This is a genomic window from Pseudomonas sp. IT-P395 (assembly GCF_949767675.1).
Taxonomy (GTDB): domain Bacteria; phylum Pseudomonadota; class Gammaproteobacteria; order Pseudomonadales; family Pseudomonadaceae; genus Aquipseudomonas.
Genome location: NZ_CATKPW010000033.1, coordinates 187347 through 204237 on the forward strand (window position 1 = coordinate 187347; position 16891 = coordinate 204237).

12 protein-coding genes are annotated in these 16891 nt (G+C 59.5%); 8 read left to right on the forward strand and 4 right to left on the reverse strand.

Annotation, left to right across the window (positions count from 1 at the left end; genetic code table 11):
* Positions 1–205: 205 nt before the first annotated feature.
* From ACM6IN_RS19595 to ACM6IN_RS19610, 4 genes are all read left to right on the forward strand, one after another.
* A complete protein-coding gene (locus ACM6IN_RS19595) occupies positions 206–2797 on the forward strand; it encodes a glycosyltransferase (protein ID WP_414916556.1) in 2592 nt (863 codons plus the stop codon).
* Between the two features lie 237 nt (positions 2798–3034).
* Positions 3035–4186: a succinyl-diaminopimelate desuccinylase gene (gene dapE, locus ACM6IN_RS19600; RefSeq protein ID WP_414916557.1), complete on the forward strand. Its 1152-nt coding sequence runs from the start codon at positions 3035–3037 to the stop codon at positions 4184–4186.
* A complete protein-coding gene (locus ACM6IN_RS19605) occupies positions 4186–4995 on the forward strand; it encodes a putative RNA methyltransferase (RefSeq protein WP_095119303.1) in 810 nt (269 codons plus the stop codon). The genes dapE and ACM6IN_RS19605 overlap by 1 nt, the downstream gene beginning before the upstream one ends.
* 75 nt (positions 4996–5070) lie before the next feature.
* Positions 5071–5448 carry a hypothetical protein gene (locus ACM6IN_RS19610; RefSeq protein WP_007908869.1) on the forward strand — a complete coding sequence of 126 codons (378 nt, stop codon included), beginning with the start codon at positions 5071–5073 and terminating at the stop codon, positions 5446–5448.
* Positions 5449–5559: 111 nt separating this feature from the next.
* Here ACM6IN_RS19610 and ACM6IN_RS19615 read toward each other — a convergent pair whose 3' ends face one another.
* Positions 5560–5769 carry a cold-shock protein gene (locus ACM6IN_RS19615; RefSeq protein WP_007908870.1) on the reverse strand — a complete coding sequence of 70 codons (210 nt, stop codon included), beginning with the start codon at positions 5767–5769 and terminating at the stop codon, positions 5560–5562.
* Positions 5770–6006: 237 nt separating this feature from the next.
* On the opposite strand from ACM6IN_RS19615, the gene plsB reads away from it, so the two are divergent.
* From plsB to ACM6IN_RS19630, 3 genes are all read left to right on the forward strand, one after another.
* Positions 6007–8508, forward strand: a complete 2502-nt coding sequence (gene plsB, locus ACM6IN_RS19620) for a glycerol-3-phosphate 1-O-acyltransferase PlsB (RefSeq protein WP_007908871.1) — start codon at positions 6007–6009, stop codon at positions 8506–8508.
* A 133-nt stretch (positions 8509–8641) separates the two neighbouring features.
* A complete protein-coding gene (locus ACM6IN_RS19625) occupies positions 8642–9040 on the forward strand; it encodes a YbaY family lipoprotein (RefSeq protein WP_095112527.1) in 399 nt (132 codons plus the stop codon).
* A 40-nt stretch (positions 9041–9080) separates the two neighbouring features.
* Positions 9081–9770 (forward strand): DUF4197 domain-containing protein, encoded by a 690-nt coding sequence (locus tag ACM6IN_RS19630; RefSeq protein ID WP_007908873.1) that lies wholly within the window; start codon positions 9081–9083, stop codon positions 9768–9770.
* On the opposite strand, the gene ACM6IN_RS19635 is transcribed toward ACM6IN_RS19630, so the two are convergent.
* From ACM6IN_RS19635 to ACM6IN_RS19645, 3 genes are all read right to left on the reverse strand, one after another.
* Positions 9767–11158 carry a Fic family protein gene (locus ACM6IN_RS19635; protein ID WP_414916558.1) on the reverse strand — a complete coding sequence of 464 codons (1392 nt, stop codon included), beginning with the start codon at positions 11156–11158 and terminating at the stop codon, positions 9767–9769. The genes ACM6IN_RS19630 and ACM6IN_RS19635 overlap by 4 nt on opposite strands.
* A gap of 729 nt (positions 11159–11887) precedes the next feature.
* The gene (locus ACM6IN_RS19640) at positions 11888–14959 is read right to left on the reverse strand and encodes an efflux RND transporter permease subunit (protein WP_414916559.1); all 3072 of its coding nucleotides are present in this window, start codon (positions 14957–14959) and stop codon (positions 11888–11890) included.
* A 6-nt stretch (positions 14960–14965) separates the two neighbouring features.
* A complete protein-coding gene (locus ACM6IN_RS19645) occupies positions 14966–16066 on the reverse strand; it encodes an efflux RND transporter periplasmic adaptor subunit (protein WP_414916560.1) in 1101 nt (366 codons plus the stop codon).
* 94 nt (positions 16067–16160) lie between these two features.
* On the opposite strand from ACM6IN_RS19645, the gene ACM6IN_RS19650 reads away from it, so the two are divergent.
* Positions 16161–16796 carry a TetR/AcrR family transcriptional regulator gene (locus ACM6IN_RS19650; RefSeq protein ID WP_414916561.1) on the forward strand — a complete coding sequence of 212 codons (636 nt, stop codon included), beginning with the start codon at positions 16161–16163 and terminating at the stop codon, positions 16794–16796.
* The last annotated feature ends 95 nt before the right edge of the window (positions 16797–16891 follow it).

Genomic DNA, 16891 nt, shown 5'->3' on the forward strand with positions numbered 1-16891 from the left:
AACCGGCGCGCATTATAGGGCTACACAGCGACAAGTTTTAAGCTTCGCGCTACAAGTGTAAGAACTTAAGTCAAAGTCGGCTGCCCAATGTCGGGCATTTCCCTGTCTGATGTACGACTTGTGAACTGCCGGTGTAGGATGCGCGCCCCTCGGGCGTCTAGCCGACCGATCCTCCGTTCCACAGCCTTTGGAACCCGAAATAGCTATGTCATCGCGTAAATTTGGACTCAACCTGGTGGTGGTTCTGGCAATCGCCGCCCTGTTCACAGGTTTCTGGGCGCTGATCAATCGCCCGGTTTCGGCGCCGAACTGGCCGGAGCAGATCTCCGGTTTCTCCTACTCGCCGTTCCAGCAGGGACAATATCCGCAGAAGGATCAGTATCCGACTGACGACGAAATGCGCCGCGATCTGGAGATCATGAGCAAGCTGACGGATAACATCCGCATCTACTCGGTGGACGGCTCGCTGGGAGACATCCCGAAACTGGCTGAAGAGTTCGGCCTTCGGGTCACCCTCGGCATCTGGATCAGTCCGGATCAGGAACGCAACGAACGGGAAATCACCAAAGCCATCGAACTGGCCAATACGTCACGCAGCGTGGTTCGCGTTGTCGTGGGTAACGAAGCGCTATTTCGTGAAGAAATCACCCCAGAGGCATTGATCGTTCTTCTCGATCGCGTGCGTGCAGCCGTGAAAGTACCGGTCACCACGTCCGAGCAATGGCACATCTGGGAGAAATACCCACAACTGGCCAAGCACGTTGACCTGATTGCCGCGCACGTTCTGCCGTACTGGGAATTCATCCCCGTCGACAAGGCCGGGCAGTTCGTTTTCGACCGCGCCCGCGACCTGAAAAAGCTGTTCCCGAAAAAACCGCTGCTGCTCTCCGAGGTCGGCTGGCCGAGCAACGGTCGCATGCGCGGTGGCGCCGATGCGTCGCCGGCAGATCAGGCGATCTACCTGCGCACCCTGGTCAACAAGCTCAACCGCCAAGGCTTCAACTACTTCGTGATCGAAGCCTTTGACCAGCCGTGGAAGGCCAGCGACGAAGGCTCGGTCGGCGCGTATTGGGGCGTGTTCAACGCTGCGCGTCAGCAAAAATTCAATTTCGAAGGCCCGGTGGTCGCGATTCCGCAATGGCGCGTGCTGGCGATCGGCTCGGTGGTGCTGGCGCTATTGTCGCTGACCTTGCTGATGATCGACGGCTCGGCCCTGCGTCAACGTGGGCGGATCTTCCTGACCTTTATCGCGTTCCTTTGCGGTTCGGTATTGGTTTGGATCGGTTACGACTACAGCCTGCAATACAGCACGTGGTTCAGTTTGACGGTCGGCTTCCTCTTGGCGCTGGGTGCGCTCGGGGTGTTTATCGTCTTGCTGACGGAGGCCCATGAACTGGCCGAAGCGGTGTGGATTCACAAGCGTCGGCGCGAGTTCCTGCCGGTCGAGGGCGACTCCAGCTATCGCCCGAAAGTCTCGATCCACGTGCCCTGCTACAACGAGCCGCCAGAGATGGTCAAACAGACCCTCGACGCCCTCGCCGCCCTCGATTATCCGGACTACGAAGTCCTGATCATCGACAACAACACCAAGGACCCGGCCGTCTGGGAACCGGTGCGCGACTACTGCGCAACCCTCGGCCCGCGCTTCAAGTTCTTCCACGTATCGCCCCTGGCCGGTTTCAAGGGCGGCGCGCTGAACTACCTGATTCCGCACACCGCCAAGGACGCCGAAGTGATCGCCGTGATCGACTCCGATTACTGCGTGCACCCGAACTGGCTCAAGCACATGGTGCCGCACTTCGCCGACCCGAAAATCGCTGTGGTGCAGTCACCGCAGGATTATCGCGACCAGAACGAAAGCACCTTCAAGAAGCTCTGCTACGCCGAATACAAAGGCTTCTTCCACATCGGCATGGTCACCCGTAACGACCGTGACGCGATCATTCAGCATGGCACCATGACCATGACCCGTCGCTCGGTTCTGGAAGAATTGGGCTGGGCTGACTGGTGCATCTGTGAAGACGCCGAACTCGGTCTGCGCGTATTCGAGAAAGGCCTGTCGGCGGCGTATTACCACGACAGCTACGGCAAGGGCCTGATGCCGGATACGTTTATCGACTTCAAGAAGCAGCGTTTCCGTTGGGCTTACGGTGCGATTCAGATCATCAAACGCCATACCGGCAGCCTGTTGCGTGGCAAGGACACCGAACTGACCCGTGGCCAGCGCTACCACTTCCTCGCGGGCTGGTTGCCGTGGGTTGCGGACGGCATGAACATCTTCTTCACCGTCGGCGCGCTGTTGTGGTCGGCGGCGATGATTATCGTGCCGCAGCGGGTCGATCCGCCGCTGCTGATCTTCGCAATCCCGCCGTTGGCGCTGTTTGTGTTCAAGGTCGGCAAGATCATCTTCCTCTACCGTCGCGCCGTCGGCGTGAACCTGAAAGATGCCTTCTGCGCGGCGCTGGCCGGGCTGGCGTTGTCGCACACCATCGCCAAAGCGGTGCTGTACGGTTTCTTCACCAGCAGCATTCCGTTCTTCCGCACGCCGAAAAACGCCGACAACCATGGCTTCTGGGTGGCAATTTCCGAAGCGCGGGAAGAGCTGTTCATCATGCTGTTGTTGTGGGGCGCGGCGCTGGGGATCTTCTTGGTCAACGGCATGCCGAGCAACGACATGCGATTCTGGGTGGTGATGTTGCTGGTGCAGTCGTTGCCGTATCTGGCGGCGCTGATCATGGCGTTCCTGTCGTCGCTGCCGAAACCGGCGGCCAAGCCTGAGCCGGCGCCGGTAGTCTAAATCCTCATCGATGCACTAAACGGCGGCCAATGGTCGCCGTTTTGCTTTAAGATAACCGCCATTTTGCGGGGCTTGGCGGCGTTCGGTTCATTGGCCAAACCCAATTCCTGTAGGAGTGAGCCTGCTCGCGATAGCGGTGTAACAATCAAAAGTTACGTTGACTGACACACCGCTATCGCGAGCAGGCTCACTCCTACAGTTAGTCCGCGCCCACATTCATGATCTTCGGAGTTTTCCATGACGGCCCACGCCGACCTTTCGCCGACCCTCCAACTCGCCATCGACCTGATCCGCCGTCCGTCCGTGACGCCGGTCGACGCCGATTGCCAGAAGCAGATGATGCAGCGCCTGGGCGATGCCGGTTTCAGCCTTGAGCCGATGCGCATCGAAGATGTGGATAACTTCTGGGCGACCCACGGCAACAATGACGGTCCGGTGCTGTGCTTCGCCGGCCACACTGACGTGGTGCCGACCGGCCCGGTGACGGCGTGGCAGATTGACCCGTTCAACGCAGTGATCGATGAACACGGCATGCTCTGCGGCCGTGGTGCGGCTGACATGAAAGGCAGCCTGGCGTCGATGACCGTCGCCGCAGAGCGCTTTGTCGCTGACCACCCGAACCACAAGGGCAAGGTCGCGTTCCTGATCACCAGCGACGAAGAAGGCCCGGCACACCACGGCACTAAAGCAGTGGTCGAGCGCTTGGCCGCGCGTAACGAGCGTCTGGACTGGTGCATCGTCGGCGAACCGTCGAGCACCACTTTGGTTGGTGACGTGGTGAAAAACGGCCGTCGCGGCTCGCTGGGCGCCAAGCTCACGGTCAAAGGCATTCAGGGCCACGTCGCCTATCCGCACCTGGCGAAGAATCCGATCCACCTCGCTGCTCCGGCGCTGGCCGAACTGGCCGCCGAGCACTGGGATCACGGCAACGATTTCTTCCCGCCGACCAGTTTCCAGATCTCCAACGTCAACTCCGGCACCGGCGCGACCAACGTGATTCCGGGCGACCTGGTGGCGGTGTTCAACTTCCGTTTCTCCACCGAGTCGACCGTCGAAGGCCTGCAGAAGCGTGTGGCCGACATTCTCGACAAGCACGATCTGGACTGGCACATCGACTGGGCGCTGTCCGGCCTGCCGTTCCTCACCGAACCGGGCGCGCTGCTCGACGCGGTGTCGGCGAGCATCAAGGACATCACCGGTCGCGAGACCAAGGCGTCGACCAGCGGCGGCACCTCCGATGGCCGCTTTATCGCGACCATGGGCACGCAAGTGGTTGAACTGGGCCCGGTCAACGCGACTATCCATCAGGTCAACGAACGCGTGCTGGCAGCCGATCTCGACGTACTGACCGAGATTTACTACCAGACCCTGATCAAGTTGCTCGCCTGATGCTCGCTTGCCCCATCTGCAGTGAACCGCTGAATGCGGTGGATAACGGCGTGGTCTGCCCCGCCGGCCACCGCTTCGACCGCGCGCGGCAGGGTTACCTGAACCTGCTACCGGTGCAGCACAAAAACAGCCGCGATCCTGGCGACAACCAGGCCATGGTCGAAGCGCGCCGTGACTTCCTGAACGCCGGGCATTACGCGCCGGTGGCCAAGCGTCTGGCCGAACTGGCAGCGAGTTATGCGCCAGATCGCTGGGTCGACATCGGTTGTGGCGAGGGTTATTACACCGCGCAGATCGCCGAGGCCTTGCCGAACGCGGATGGCTACGCGCTGGATATTTCCCGTGAAGCGGTCAAACGCGCCTGCAAACGTAATCCGGCGATTAGCTGGTTGATCGCCAGCATGGCCCGCGTGCCGTTGGCGTCGGGCAGTTGCCAGTTTCTCGCCAGTGTTTTCAGTCCGTTGGACTGGGAAGAAGCCAAGCGTCTGCTCAGCGTCGGCGGCGGCCTGATGAAAGTCGGCCCGACCAGCGGCCACCTGATGGAATTGCGCGAACGCCTGTACGACGAAGTGCGCGAATACACCGACGACAAGCACCTGGCCCTGGTGCCGGAAGGAATGGCGCTGGCGCACAGTGAAACACTGGAATTCAAACTGACGCTGGACAAGCCCGAGGATCGCGCCAACCTGTTGGCGATGACACCCCACGGCTGGCGCGCCAGTGCCGAGCGTCGCGCGGCGGTGATCGAACAGGCCGAGCCGTTCGAGACCACCGTGTCGATGCGCTACGATTATTTCGTTCTTCAATAACTTTTGGTCTCGGGCGAGTGCCCGGGGCCGGCTAAATCCGCGAATGGATTTTTCAGACCCGCAGTGAGGACATCCATGCGCCAACCGGATATCGAGATTTACCTGAAAGACGCCGACGTCGACCACAAGGCCATTTCCGCCTGGCTGGGCGCCGCGTTGGGCCCGTGCAGTGACTGGGTACAGAAAGGCCAGACCTACAAATGCAAGGCCGGCAACGTGCCGGTGACCTGGCTACCGAAAGCGGTGGGCAAGTGGAACAGCCTGTACCTGGAAAGCGACCAGACGCCATGGGACGACGACATCGCCTGCGCCCGCGCCGCATTCGCTGCGCTGAACGTGGAAGTGCGTTGCGCACCGGGCACGTGGGTTGAAGAAGAAGGCGAGGAAACGGCGGATCGCTGGATGCGCATCAGCGCCGATGGTGAAGAAGAAATCACCTGGAAAACTGCCTGATACTGATCGTTCCCACGCTCCGCGTGGGAATGCAGCCAGGGACGCTCTGCGTCCCAATGCGGACGCGGAGCGTCCGTTGAGGCGTTCCCACGCAGAGCGTGGGAACGATCATTACAGGCCTACAACATCCTCAGCCTGCAAACCCTTCTCGCCAGTAATCACCGCGTATTCGACCTGCTGGCCTTCAGTCAGCGACCGATGCCCTTCGCCGCGAATCGCGCGGTAGTGCACGAACACGTCCACCCCGTCTTCGCGCTGGATAAAGCCGTAGCCTTTGGCGTCGTTGAACCACTTCACGTTGCCGGTTTCACGGGTTGCCATCTGTTCATACTCCTTTCTTATTATTGAACAGGCTTTTCGCAGGAAAGCCTTTGCGGAACGTCAGCCTGCGACCGACGTCCATAAGAGGGCCCCGGCGACAGACCGCCGAGTATATGACAGGCGCGAAAACTCTCAACAGGAGATTACTTCGCCGCTTTTTTGCCGATTTTCGGTGAATACGGCAAACTGTCGACCTCCCGAGCAACCGCTCGGTTTATCAACTCATGCAGAAGCCGTATGACCCGTTCCCCGTTCCGCCGTCTTGTGTTTGGCACCTTGCGCCGACTGTTGTACCTCTGGGTTCGCTCGGAGACGATCAACCAGTCGTCGTTCACCCTCAACCTCGACCGCAGTCGTCCGGTGTTCTACGTCCTGCAAAACCCTTCGCTGACCGATCTGGCCGTGCTCGACACCGAGTGCACCAAGGCCGGCCTGCCGCGTCCGGTACTGCCGGTGTCGGTGGGTTCGCTGATCGAACCGGCGGCGTTTTTCTACCTGACGCCGGACCCAGACTGGCTTGGTCGCCAGGACAAACGCGGTGCGCCGCCGACCCTGACGCGTCTGGTCAGCGCCCTCACCCAGAATGCTGCCGAAGACGCGCAGATCATTCCGGTCAGCGTGTTCTGGGGTCAGTCGCCGGACAGCGAAAACAGTCCGTGGAAACTGCTGTTTGCTGATAGCTGGGCCGTTACTGGGCGCCTGCGTCGGCTGCTGAGCATCATCGTCCTCGGCCGCAAGACACGCGTGCAGTTCTCCGCGCCGATCCATCTGCGCGAATTGATCGAGCACAACAAGGGCCACGAACGCACCGTGCGCATGGCCCAGCGAATCCTGCGCGTACACTTCCGCAATCTGAAAGCAGCGGTCATCGGCCCGGACATTTCCCACCGCCGCAACCTGGTCAAAGGTCTGCTCAACCAGCCGTTGGTCAAGCAAGCGATCCTCGACGAAGCCGAGCGCGAAAACATCTCCCCGGAGAAAGCCAAGGCCCAGGCCTTGCGCTACGGCAACGAGATCGCCTCGGACTACACCTACACCGCGATCCGTTTCCTCGAAGTGGTGCTGAGCTGGTTCTGGAACAAGATCTACGACGGCATCAAGGTCAACCACATCGAAGGCGTGCAGAAAGTCGCTCAGGGTCACGAAGTGATCTATGTGCCCTGCCACCGCAGCCACATCGACTATTTGCTGCTGTCGTATCTGCTGTTCCGCAACGGCCTGACCCCGCCGCACATTGCCGCCGGGATCAACCTGAACATGCCGGTGATCGGCAGCCTGCTGCGCCGTGGCGGTGCATTCTTCATGCGTCGCACGTTCAAGGGCAATCCGCTGTACACCTCGGTGTTCAACGAATACCTGCACACGCTGTTCACCAAAGGCTTCCCGGTCGAGTACTTCGTCGAGGGCGGCCGCTCGCGCACCGGGCGCATGTTGCAACCGAAGACCGGGATGCTCGCGATTACGATGCGCAGCTTCCTGCGTTCGTCGCGGATGCCGATCGTGTTTGTGCCGGTGTACATCGGTTATGAGCGCGTGCTTGAGGGGCGTACCTATCTGGGCGAACTGCGCGGCGCGAGCAAGAAAAAAGAATCGATCTTCGACATTTTCAAAGTCATCGGCGCGCTCAAGCAGCGTTTCGGTCAGGTCGCGGTGAACTTCGGTGAGCCGATCAAACTCGCAGAATTCCTCGACGCCGAGCAACCGGACTGGCGCCAGCAGGAACTCGGCCCGCAGTACAAGCCGGCGTGGCTCAACGAAACCACCAATCGCCTTGGCGAGAAAGTCGCGCAGCATCTCAACGAAGCCGCCGCGATCAACCCGGTCAATCTGGTGGCGCTGGCGCTGCTGTCGACTACACGTCTGGCGCTGGATGATCGCGCCATGGCGCGAGTGCTGGATCTGTATCTGGCGCTGCTGCGCAAAGTCCCATACTCGCCGCACACCACCTTGCCGGAAGGTGATGGCCGGGCGCTGATCGAGCATGTGAAGGACATGGACCTGCTCGCCGAGCAGAACGATGCGCTGGGCAAGATTCTCTATCTGGACGAGCAGAACGCCGTCCTGATGACCTACTACCGCAACAACGTGCTGCACATCTTCGCGCTGCCGGCGCTGCTGGCGAGCTTCTTCCAGAGCACCTCGCGCATGAGCCGCGAGCAGATCCTGCGCTACACCCGCGCGCTGTATCCGTACCTGCAATCGGAACTGTTCATTCGCTGGACGCTGGACGAACTGGACGGTGTGGTCGATCAGTGGCTGGAAGCGTTCGTCGAGCAAGGCCTGCTGCGTTTCGAGAAAGATGTGTACCTGCGCCCGGCGCCAAGTTCGCGACATTTCGTCCTGCTGACGCTGCTGTCGAAGAGCATCGCCCAGACCTTGCAGCGCTTCTACATGACCGTGTCGTTGCTGCTCAACAGCGGCCAGAACAGCATCAGCGCCGAAGAGCTGGAAGACCTCTGCACGGTCATGGCCCAGCGCCTGTCGATCCTCCACGGCCTCAACGCCCCGGAGTTCTTCGACAAGAGCCTGTTCCGCCACTTCATCCAGACCCTGCTCGACCTCGACGTACTGCGTCGCGACGAGGCCGGCAAACTGAGTTACCACGAACTGCTCGGCGAACTCGCCGAAGGTGCGGCCAAACGCGTGTTGCCGGCGGAGATTCGTTTGTCGATCCGTCAAGTCGCGCTGCATCGCAGTGAAGACGCTGCAGATCAGGTCGTCGCCCAACCCGAGACCTGATGTAAACCTGGTGGGAGTGACGGTGCGACGATTCGACTTGCTCGCGAAGACGGCGTGTCAGACAACTGAAATGTTGAATGCTAAACCGCCTTCGCGAGCAAGCTCGCTCCCACAATGAAAAGGAGAACTTCCGATGCAAAAACTCACCCTGCTCGCCGCTGCCACACTGCTGAGCGCCTGCCAATCGACCACCCCCGCTGGCAAAGTCGGCCTCGACGGTGAAGTGTTCTACCTGCAGCGCATCGCTCTGCCACCGAGCGCGACCCTTAGCGTCAGCCTGCAAGACGTTTCATTGGCCGACGCGCCAGCCGTCGTATTGGACGAGCAAAAAGGCCAGGTCAAAGGCCAGGTGCCGCTGCCTTTCCACCTGAGCTACGACCCGGCGCAGGTCAAACCCGGCCATCGCTATTCGGTCAGCGCGCGCATCGAAGTCAATGGTGAGCTGATGTTCATCACCACCGAAAACCATGCCGTGCAACTCGACGGTAACGACCCGCAGCCGCTGAAAATCCGCGTCGACGCCGTTCGTTAATTCATTTTCCGCAGCCCTTTTCCGCAACAAGGAAGCCGCCATGCTCCGCCCTACCCTTCGCTTCGCCGGCCTGTGCGCAGGCCTGATGATCTCCGCCAGCGCGCTGGCGCTGTCGCTCAGTGACCTGTCGCAAAAAGACGCCACCGGCGGTCTCAAGGATGCTCTGACCCAAGGCGCACAAATCGCCGTCAAACAACTGGGCACACCTGGCGGTTTCAGCAACAACCCCGACGTGAAGATCGAACTGCCGGGCAAACTCGGCAAAGCCGCGAGCAAGATGAAAGCCTTCGGCATGGGCGCCCAGGTTGAAGAACTGGAAACCGCGATGAACAAGGCTGCCGAATCCGCTGTGACTCAGGCCCAGCCAATCCTCGTCGACGCCGTGAAGAAAATGAGCGTGGCAGACGCCAAAGGCATCCTCAGCGGCGGCAAGGATTCGGCCACGCAATACCTCGACAAATCCAGCCGCGAACAGATCCGCGCCAAGTTCCTGCCGATCGTCAAACAGGCGACCGACAAGGTTGGCGTAGCGCAGAAGTACAACTCGTTCGCTGGTCAGGCTGCTGCGTTTGGCGTTGTCGATGCGAAGAGCGCCAACGTTGAAAACTACGTCACCGAACAAGCGCTGAATGGCCTGTTCGAGATGATCGGCAAACAGGAAGAAACCATCCGCCAGAACCCGGCCGCTGCGGCGACCAGTCTGGCGAAGAAGGTGTTCGGCACACTCTAAACAGCCACGACACGGGGGCGAATCAATTCGCTCCCGTGCTTCCCTCCACGTAAAGGACTACGTAAAAAGAACACCCACTCCCGCCCCATCTTCCTTCTCTCCAAAAGCTGCAATTGGTCCAGCCCCTCCAGAACCGAAGTCGCCTCGTTATACGAGCAACCAAAATTTTCCGCCAAATTGCCTGCCGTGAACTCCTTCGCCTCCCCGCTTTTTGCCGCCTGATACACCGCGCGCTGTATTTCCGTCATCTGATCGAAGTAGCCAGAATTCGTCAGCCAGCGCTCGAACTCTTCGGTGTAGGCCACGCTCTTGCGGTAAACATCGGAAAACCCGAGCACCGCACGCTGGATCACCGAACACTGGAACTCGATGAAATAAGTCAGATCCAGCTCATCCGCCTCGGTATGCAGGTATGAACGTCCATATTTCACCGGAGCATTACGCAGTAACAAACTGATCGCAATGTAGCGAAACGCCGCAAATTCGTTCTTGAACATGAACCAGTAAAACAACGCCCTGGCGACCCGCCCGTTGCCGTCGCGAAAGGGATGTTCGTAGCCCAAGGCAAAATGCAGTGTGATCGCCTTGATCAGTGGATGCAGGTAGCTCGTCTCTTGCGGTGAGCCTTCGGGCAGGTTGATCCAGTGCGACAGTCGCTCAAGCCGCGACACCAATCCTGCTGCAGGTGGCGGCCGGTGTACCGTATTGCCCGCCCCGTCCTGGACAACCACCTCGTCATTGGTCCTGAACACCCCAGGGGAATACTGCTCGTCATCGATACCCTCGACCCCCACCCGATGAATCGCCGCGATCAAATCCACGCTCATGGGTTCGTAACGTCTCTCCCAGGCAAAATTCATCATCCGGTAATTACCCATCACCATGCGTTCATCCGGAGTGCGGGGCTGGCGCTGCTGCTTGAGCATGTCCTTGGCCACACGCGTAGTCGTCGCAGCGCCTTCCAACTGGCTACTGGCAATCGCTTCATCTTCGATAAGATCATTGAGCAGATAACTGAAATGCGCCCGTTCGCCAATCTGGCTGGTCATGTACTCCAGCGCAGCCGTACTGGCCTGTCGATCGACGATGGAGATGGTCTTCTGCGCCAGCGGCGTCAACAGATACTTCCCCCACTGCACAGGCTCGCCCAGTGGCAGAAGGTTAATGTGCTGGGCCGCCCGCGCCTTCTTGACCAAAGCCCAGCACAGTCTGGCATCCAGCCCCGCCGCCCAGCGATAACGCAACGCTTCAAATGGCAGATAACGACCTTGATCATCGAGCGGCTTGAGCAGCGCAAGATAATCCTCCAGACGATGCTTGTGGGGCGGGCGCACCAACAAGTCGAAAACGGGGTCGGTTCTGCCTTTCAATGCTGGCGGCTTTTTCATCAAGACAAACTCAGGAACGCTGGAAGCAGAGGCTGGAGTACAGCATCCGAGGCACCAAGGCTCAATATCGGAGGTTTCTGAAAAAGATGTAGGAAGTGGCTGAGGTAGAGCGGACTACGGGTAATCAGCTAGAAACTGGTCGGCAGTCAGCCCGCCATCGCTGGCAAGCCAGCTCCCACAATTGGCTTGGGTGTATGCAGGTAGAGATTGGGCGGCTGTCAGGACCTCATCGCGAGCAGGCTCACTCCTACAGTTGGATTGCGTACATCTGCAAAAAACAGGTCGGCTGTCAGGCCGCCTTCGCGAGCAGGCTCACTCCCACAGAAGAGCAAGTGCAGACCGCTTCTGCTCCTCACCACTCAACAGGATGAGCGTTAGCTCGGCTGCAGCTTTTGATCTTGATCTGAAGGCCCGTCGGCAGGCTGAGTGGAGGGATTGATCCGGGGGTGGGAGCGCAGCGACCGTTCGACGAAGTCGAACACATCGAGAGGAGGTGCAGCGAAGCAAACCGTAGGCGATGCCCCCGGATCGATCCCGGAGCGAAGGAACCCCGAGCCCCAGCGAGCGGGCCGAACGTCAGGGCAAAGCCTTTTGGGTTACCTTTTCGGCGTTTGGAAAAGGTGACTCGCCGTAAGGGCGAAACCGCCAGCGGCAGCACCCACAAAAACGGATATACACCCAAAACCCCAAGAACATGGTCGGCCCGAAGGCCGCCACGCAACCCACAAATCAAACGGAGTCTTTGCGAACCCTGAACCAAGCCGCATACAACGCCGGCAAAAACAACAGCGTCAGCGCAGTCGCAACAATCAACCCACCCATGATCGCCACCGCCATCGGCCCAAAAAACACACTCCGCGACAACGGAATCATCGCCAGCACCGCCGCCAAAGCCGTCAACACAATCGGCCTGAAGCGTCGAACCGTAGCCTCGATAATCGCCTGCCAAGGCTTAAGTCCCGAGGCAATATCCTGCTCGATCTGATCCACCAGAATCACCGAATTGCGCATGATCATCCCGGACAACGCAATCGTCCCCAACATCGCCACAAACCCGAACGGCTGACGGAACACCATCAAAAACAACGTCACCCCGATCAACCCCAACGGCGCCGTCAAAAACACCATCGCCGTACGCGAAAAACTGCGCAACTGCACCATCAACAACGTCAGCACCACGACAATGAACATCGGCACCCCGGCATTCACCGACTTCTGCCCACGCTCGGAATCCTCCACCGTGCCGCCGACATCCAACAGATAACCATCGGGCAACTCGGCACGAATCGAATCCAGCGTCGGCATGATCTGCTTCACCAACGTCGCCGGCTGCTCCTTGCCATAAATATCCGCGCGCACGGTCACGTTTGGCAGACGATTACGATGCCAGATGATCCCCTCCTCAAAGCCGTATTCCAGCGTGGCAATCTGCGACAACGCCACACTGCGACCGTTATCCGTCGGCACGGCCAGACTCGGCAGCAACGACAATTCAGTGCGCTCATGCACCGTGCCGCGCAACAGAATCTCGATCAACTCATTGTCTTCGCGATACTGACTGACACTCGACCCGGTCAACGAACTCTGCAGAAATTTCGCCAGATTCGCCGTGCTTACACCCAGCGCCCGGGCACGATCCTGATCGATATTCAGATACACGACTTTGCTCGGTTCCTCCCAATCCAGATGCACATTGACCACATGCGGATTCTCGCGAACCTTGGCTGCCACCTTACGCGCCAGCGCGCGAACTTCTTCGATGTGTTCACCGGTCACGCGGAACTGCACCGGATAACCCACCGGCGGACCGTTCTCCAACCGCGTGACCCGCGAACGCAATGCAGGAAATTGCTCGTTAAGCGTTTCGATCAACCAGCTGCGCAGCGCCTCACGCTCCTCGATGTTCTTCGCCAACACCACAAACTGCGCGAAGCTCGCCGCCGGCAATTGCTGATCGAGCGGCAGATAGAAACGCGGCGAGCCGGTGCCAACATAGGCGACGTAATTGTCGATGCCGGCGTGATCCTTGAGCATCGCTTCCAGGCGTTTGACTTCACCGGTGGTATTGGCCAGCGACGCACCCTCAGCCAGTTTCAGATCGACCATCAACTCCAGCCGATTCGAGGCCGGGAAAAACTGCTGCGGGACGAAACGAAACAACATCACCGACGCGATAAACAGTCCCACCGTCAGCACGATCACGGTCTTGCGATGCATTACGCACCACTCGACCAGACGCCGAACGCGCTGATAAAACGGCGTGCCATACGGATCAGCCTGACCATCGCCAGTGCCATGTTTGGCCGCATGAATTTTCGCCAGATCCGGCAGGAGTTTTTCCCCCAGATACGGCACGAACATCACTGCCGCCACCCAGGACGCGAGCAGCGCGATGGTCACCACCTGGAAGATCGAGCGTGTGTACTCGCCAGTACCGGACTGCGCCGTGGCAATCGGCAGGAACCCGGCGGCAGTGATCAACGTCCCCGTAAGCATCGGAAACGCGGTGCTGGTCCAGGCATAACTCGCCGCACGGATACGGTCGAAACCCTGCTCCATTTTGATCGCCATCATTTCCACGGCAATGATCGCGTCGTCCACCAGCAAGCCCAGCGCCAACACCAACGCGCCAAGAGAGATCTTGTGCAGGCCGATGCCGAGGTAATACATGCAGGCGAAAGTCATCGCCAGCACCAGTGGAATGGTCAGCGCCACAACCATGCCAGTGCGCACGCCAAGTGAGAAGAAGCTCACCAGCAAGACAATCGCCAGCGCCTCGACCAGCACCTGAACAAACTCGCCGACCCCGGTTTTCACCGCCGCCGGTTGATCGGAAACCTTGCGCAATTGCATGCCGGCCGGGAGGTTTTTCTGGATGCGCGAGAACTCGCCTTCCAGTGCTTTACCGAGCACCAGAATGTCACCGCCATCCTTCATCGCCACCGCCAGACCGATCGCGTCTTCACCCATGAAACGCATGCGCGGCGCCGGTGGATCGTTGAACCCGCGGCGCACATCGGCGACATCGGAGATGCGGAACGTACGATCGCCGACGCGGATCGGGAAGTTTTTTATCTCCTCGACCGTCTGAAAATTTCCCGAGACCCGCAGCTGCAAGCGCTCGCTACCGGTTTCAAAGAAACCGGCGGTCGACACCGCGTTCTGTTCTTGCAGCGCTTGTTGTACCGCCGCCAGCGGCAAGCCGAGGGTCGCCAGTTTGACGTTGGACAGCTCGACCCAGATCTTCTCGTCCTGCAAACCGAGCAAGTCGACCTTGCCGACATCCTTGACCCGTTGCAGCTGAATCTGGATGCGATCGGCGTAATCCTTGAGCACCGCGTAATCGAAACCGTCGCCGGTCAGCGCATAGATATTGCCGAACGTGGTGCCGAATTCATCGTTGAAGAACGGCCCCTGAATATCCGGCGGCAAGGTCTGACGAATATCGCTGACCTTCTTGCGCACCTGATACCAGAGGTCGGGGATTTCCTTGGAATGCATCGAATCGCGAGCAATGAAGGTGACCTGGGATTCACCGGGGCGCGAGAACGAGACGATGCGCTCGTATTCGCCGGTTTCCATCAGCTTCTTTTCGATGCGCTCGGTAACCTGCCGCGAGACCTCCTGCGCGGTCGCTCCCGGCCAACGGGTCTGAATCACCATGGCTTTGAAAGTGAACGGCGGGTCTTCGCTCTGGCCGAGTTTGGTGTAGGACAACGCACCGACGATGGCCAGCAAAAGCATCAGGAACAGTACGATCTGGCGATTACGCAGCGCCCATTCGGAAAGGTTGAAGCGCATTGGGACTTACTCCTTGTCCGCCAGATTGACCACACGGTTGGAGCGATCCACCGGACGCACCTGCTGACCCTCGAGCAACACGTGAACGCCGGCAGCCACCACCCAGTCACTGGCGCTCAAGCCTTCGAGCACCGGCACCGTTTTCTCGCCGAACGGACCGATGCGCACCAGGGTTTTCTTCAAGGTGTTGTTGCCGTTGACGACCCAGACGTAGGTCGCGCCGTTTTCGGCGGTGAGCGCCGAGAGCGGCACCGACAGGGAAACGCTATCGGCCGATTGCACGAACACGCGGGCACTCTGGCCCAGTTCGGCCGGGACTTTGCCGCTGGTGAAGGAAATACGTGCAGCAAAGGTGCGTGAGCGTGGATCGGCGGCGGGCGACAGTTCGCGGATCTGCCCGGCGAAACGCTGGTTCTGTTGGGTCCACAGCTCGACCGTCACTGGCTGACCGACCTTGAAGCGCCCGAAGCTCTGCTCGGGCAGGCTGATCAACACTTCGCGCTCGCCGTCGGTGGCGAGGGTAAACACCGTTTGCCCAGCGGCAACCACCTGACCGACTTCCACCGAACGCTTGGCCACCACACCATCCTGCGGCGCACGCAACACCGCGTAACTGGCCTGATTGGTCGAAACGTTGAATTCAGCTTTGATTTGTTTGAGGCGGGCTTCACCGGAGCGGTAAAGGTTTTCCGCATTGTCGTAGGCCGAGCGGCTGACCATCTGCCGATCCATCAGGGTCTTGTAGCGATCGCGCTCGGCACGCACCAGGTTGAGATTGGCTTCAGCGGCGGCGACTTGCGCGCGGGTGGCTTCCAGCTGCAGGCGCACGTCCTGCGGATCGAGTTCGGCGAGTGGCTGATCAGCCTTCACGCGCTGACCTTCATCGACCAGTCGTCGGCTGACTTTGCCGCCAATGCGGAACGCCAGATCGGGTTCGTAGCGAGCGCGAACCTCGCCCGGATAACTTTCCATCGTCTGCGCCGAAGGCTCTGGCTGCACCACCATGGCCGGTCGCACGGTGACTTGCGTCGCCTCTTCCTGACCACACGCCGACAAAAGGAACGCCAGACTCACTGGCAACGCGAGGGACAACGCATGGCGGAACATGGTGACGGACCTTTCGCTAATGGTGCTTGGAATAATTATACTGGCGGGTATGTTATTAATAGCAAACTCACCAGTCCAGTATTAAAAGCGAAGAATGTCGAACAATCTTTCAGCTCCAAACGGTCCGGGCCGTCCCAAGGATCTGGCCAAGCGCCAGGCGATCCTCGACGCGGCGAAAATTCTGTTTCTGAGTCATGGCTATGCCAACACCAGCATGGACGCGGTCGCCAGCGAGGCTGGCGTGTCGAAGCTGACGGTCTACAGCCATTTCAACGACAAAGAGACGCTGTTCTCCGCCGCCGTCGTGGCCAAGTGCGAGGAGCAATTGCCGCCATTGTTCTTCGAATTGCCCGAAGGCATCGCCGTGGAAAATGTGTTGCTGAACATTGCGCGAGGCTTTCATCACCTGATCAACAGTGATGAGTCGGTGAACTTGCACCGCTTGATCATGGCGCTGGGCAGTCAGGATCCGAAGCTGTCGCTGATCTTCTTCGAGGCCGGCCCTCAGCGCATGGTGCAAGGCATGGAGCGGTTGTTGACGCGTATTCACGAGACAGGCGCGCTGAACATCGATCTGCCGCGCAATGCCGCCGAGCATTTCTTTTGCCTGATCAAGGGTGCGGGGAATTTTCGGCTGTTGTATGGCTGTGGGGAGCCGTTGACTGAAGAGGCAGCGGAAAGCCATGTGCAGGAAGTGGTGGGGTTGTTTATGCGGGCGTACAAAGCCTGATTTCTGCGGTGTCGGCACTGACGCCATCGGTGGCAAGCCAGCTCCCACAAGGATTTGGGTGTGATCACAAATCGTGTACACACCACCAAACCCTG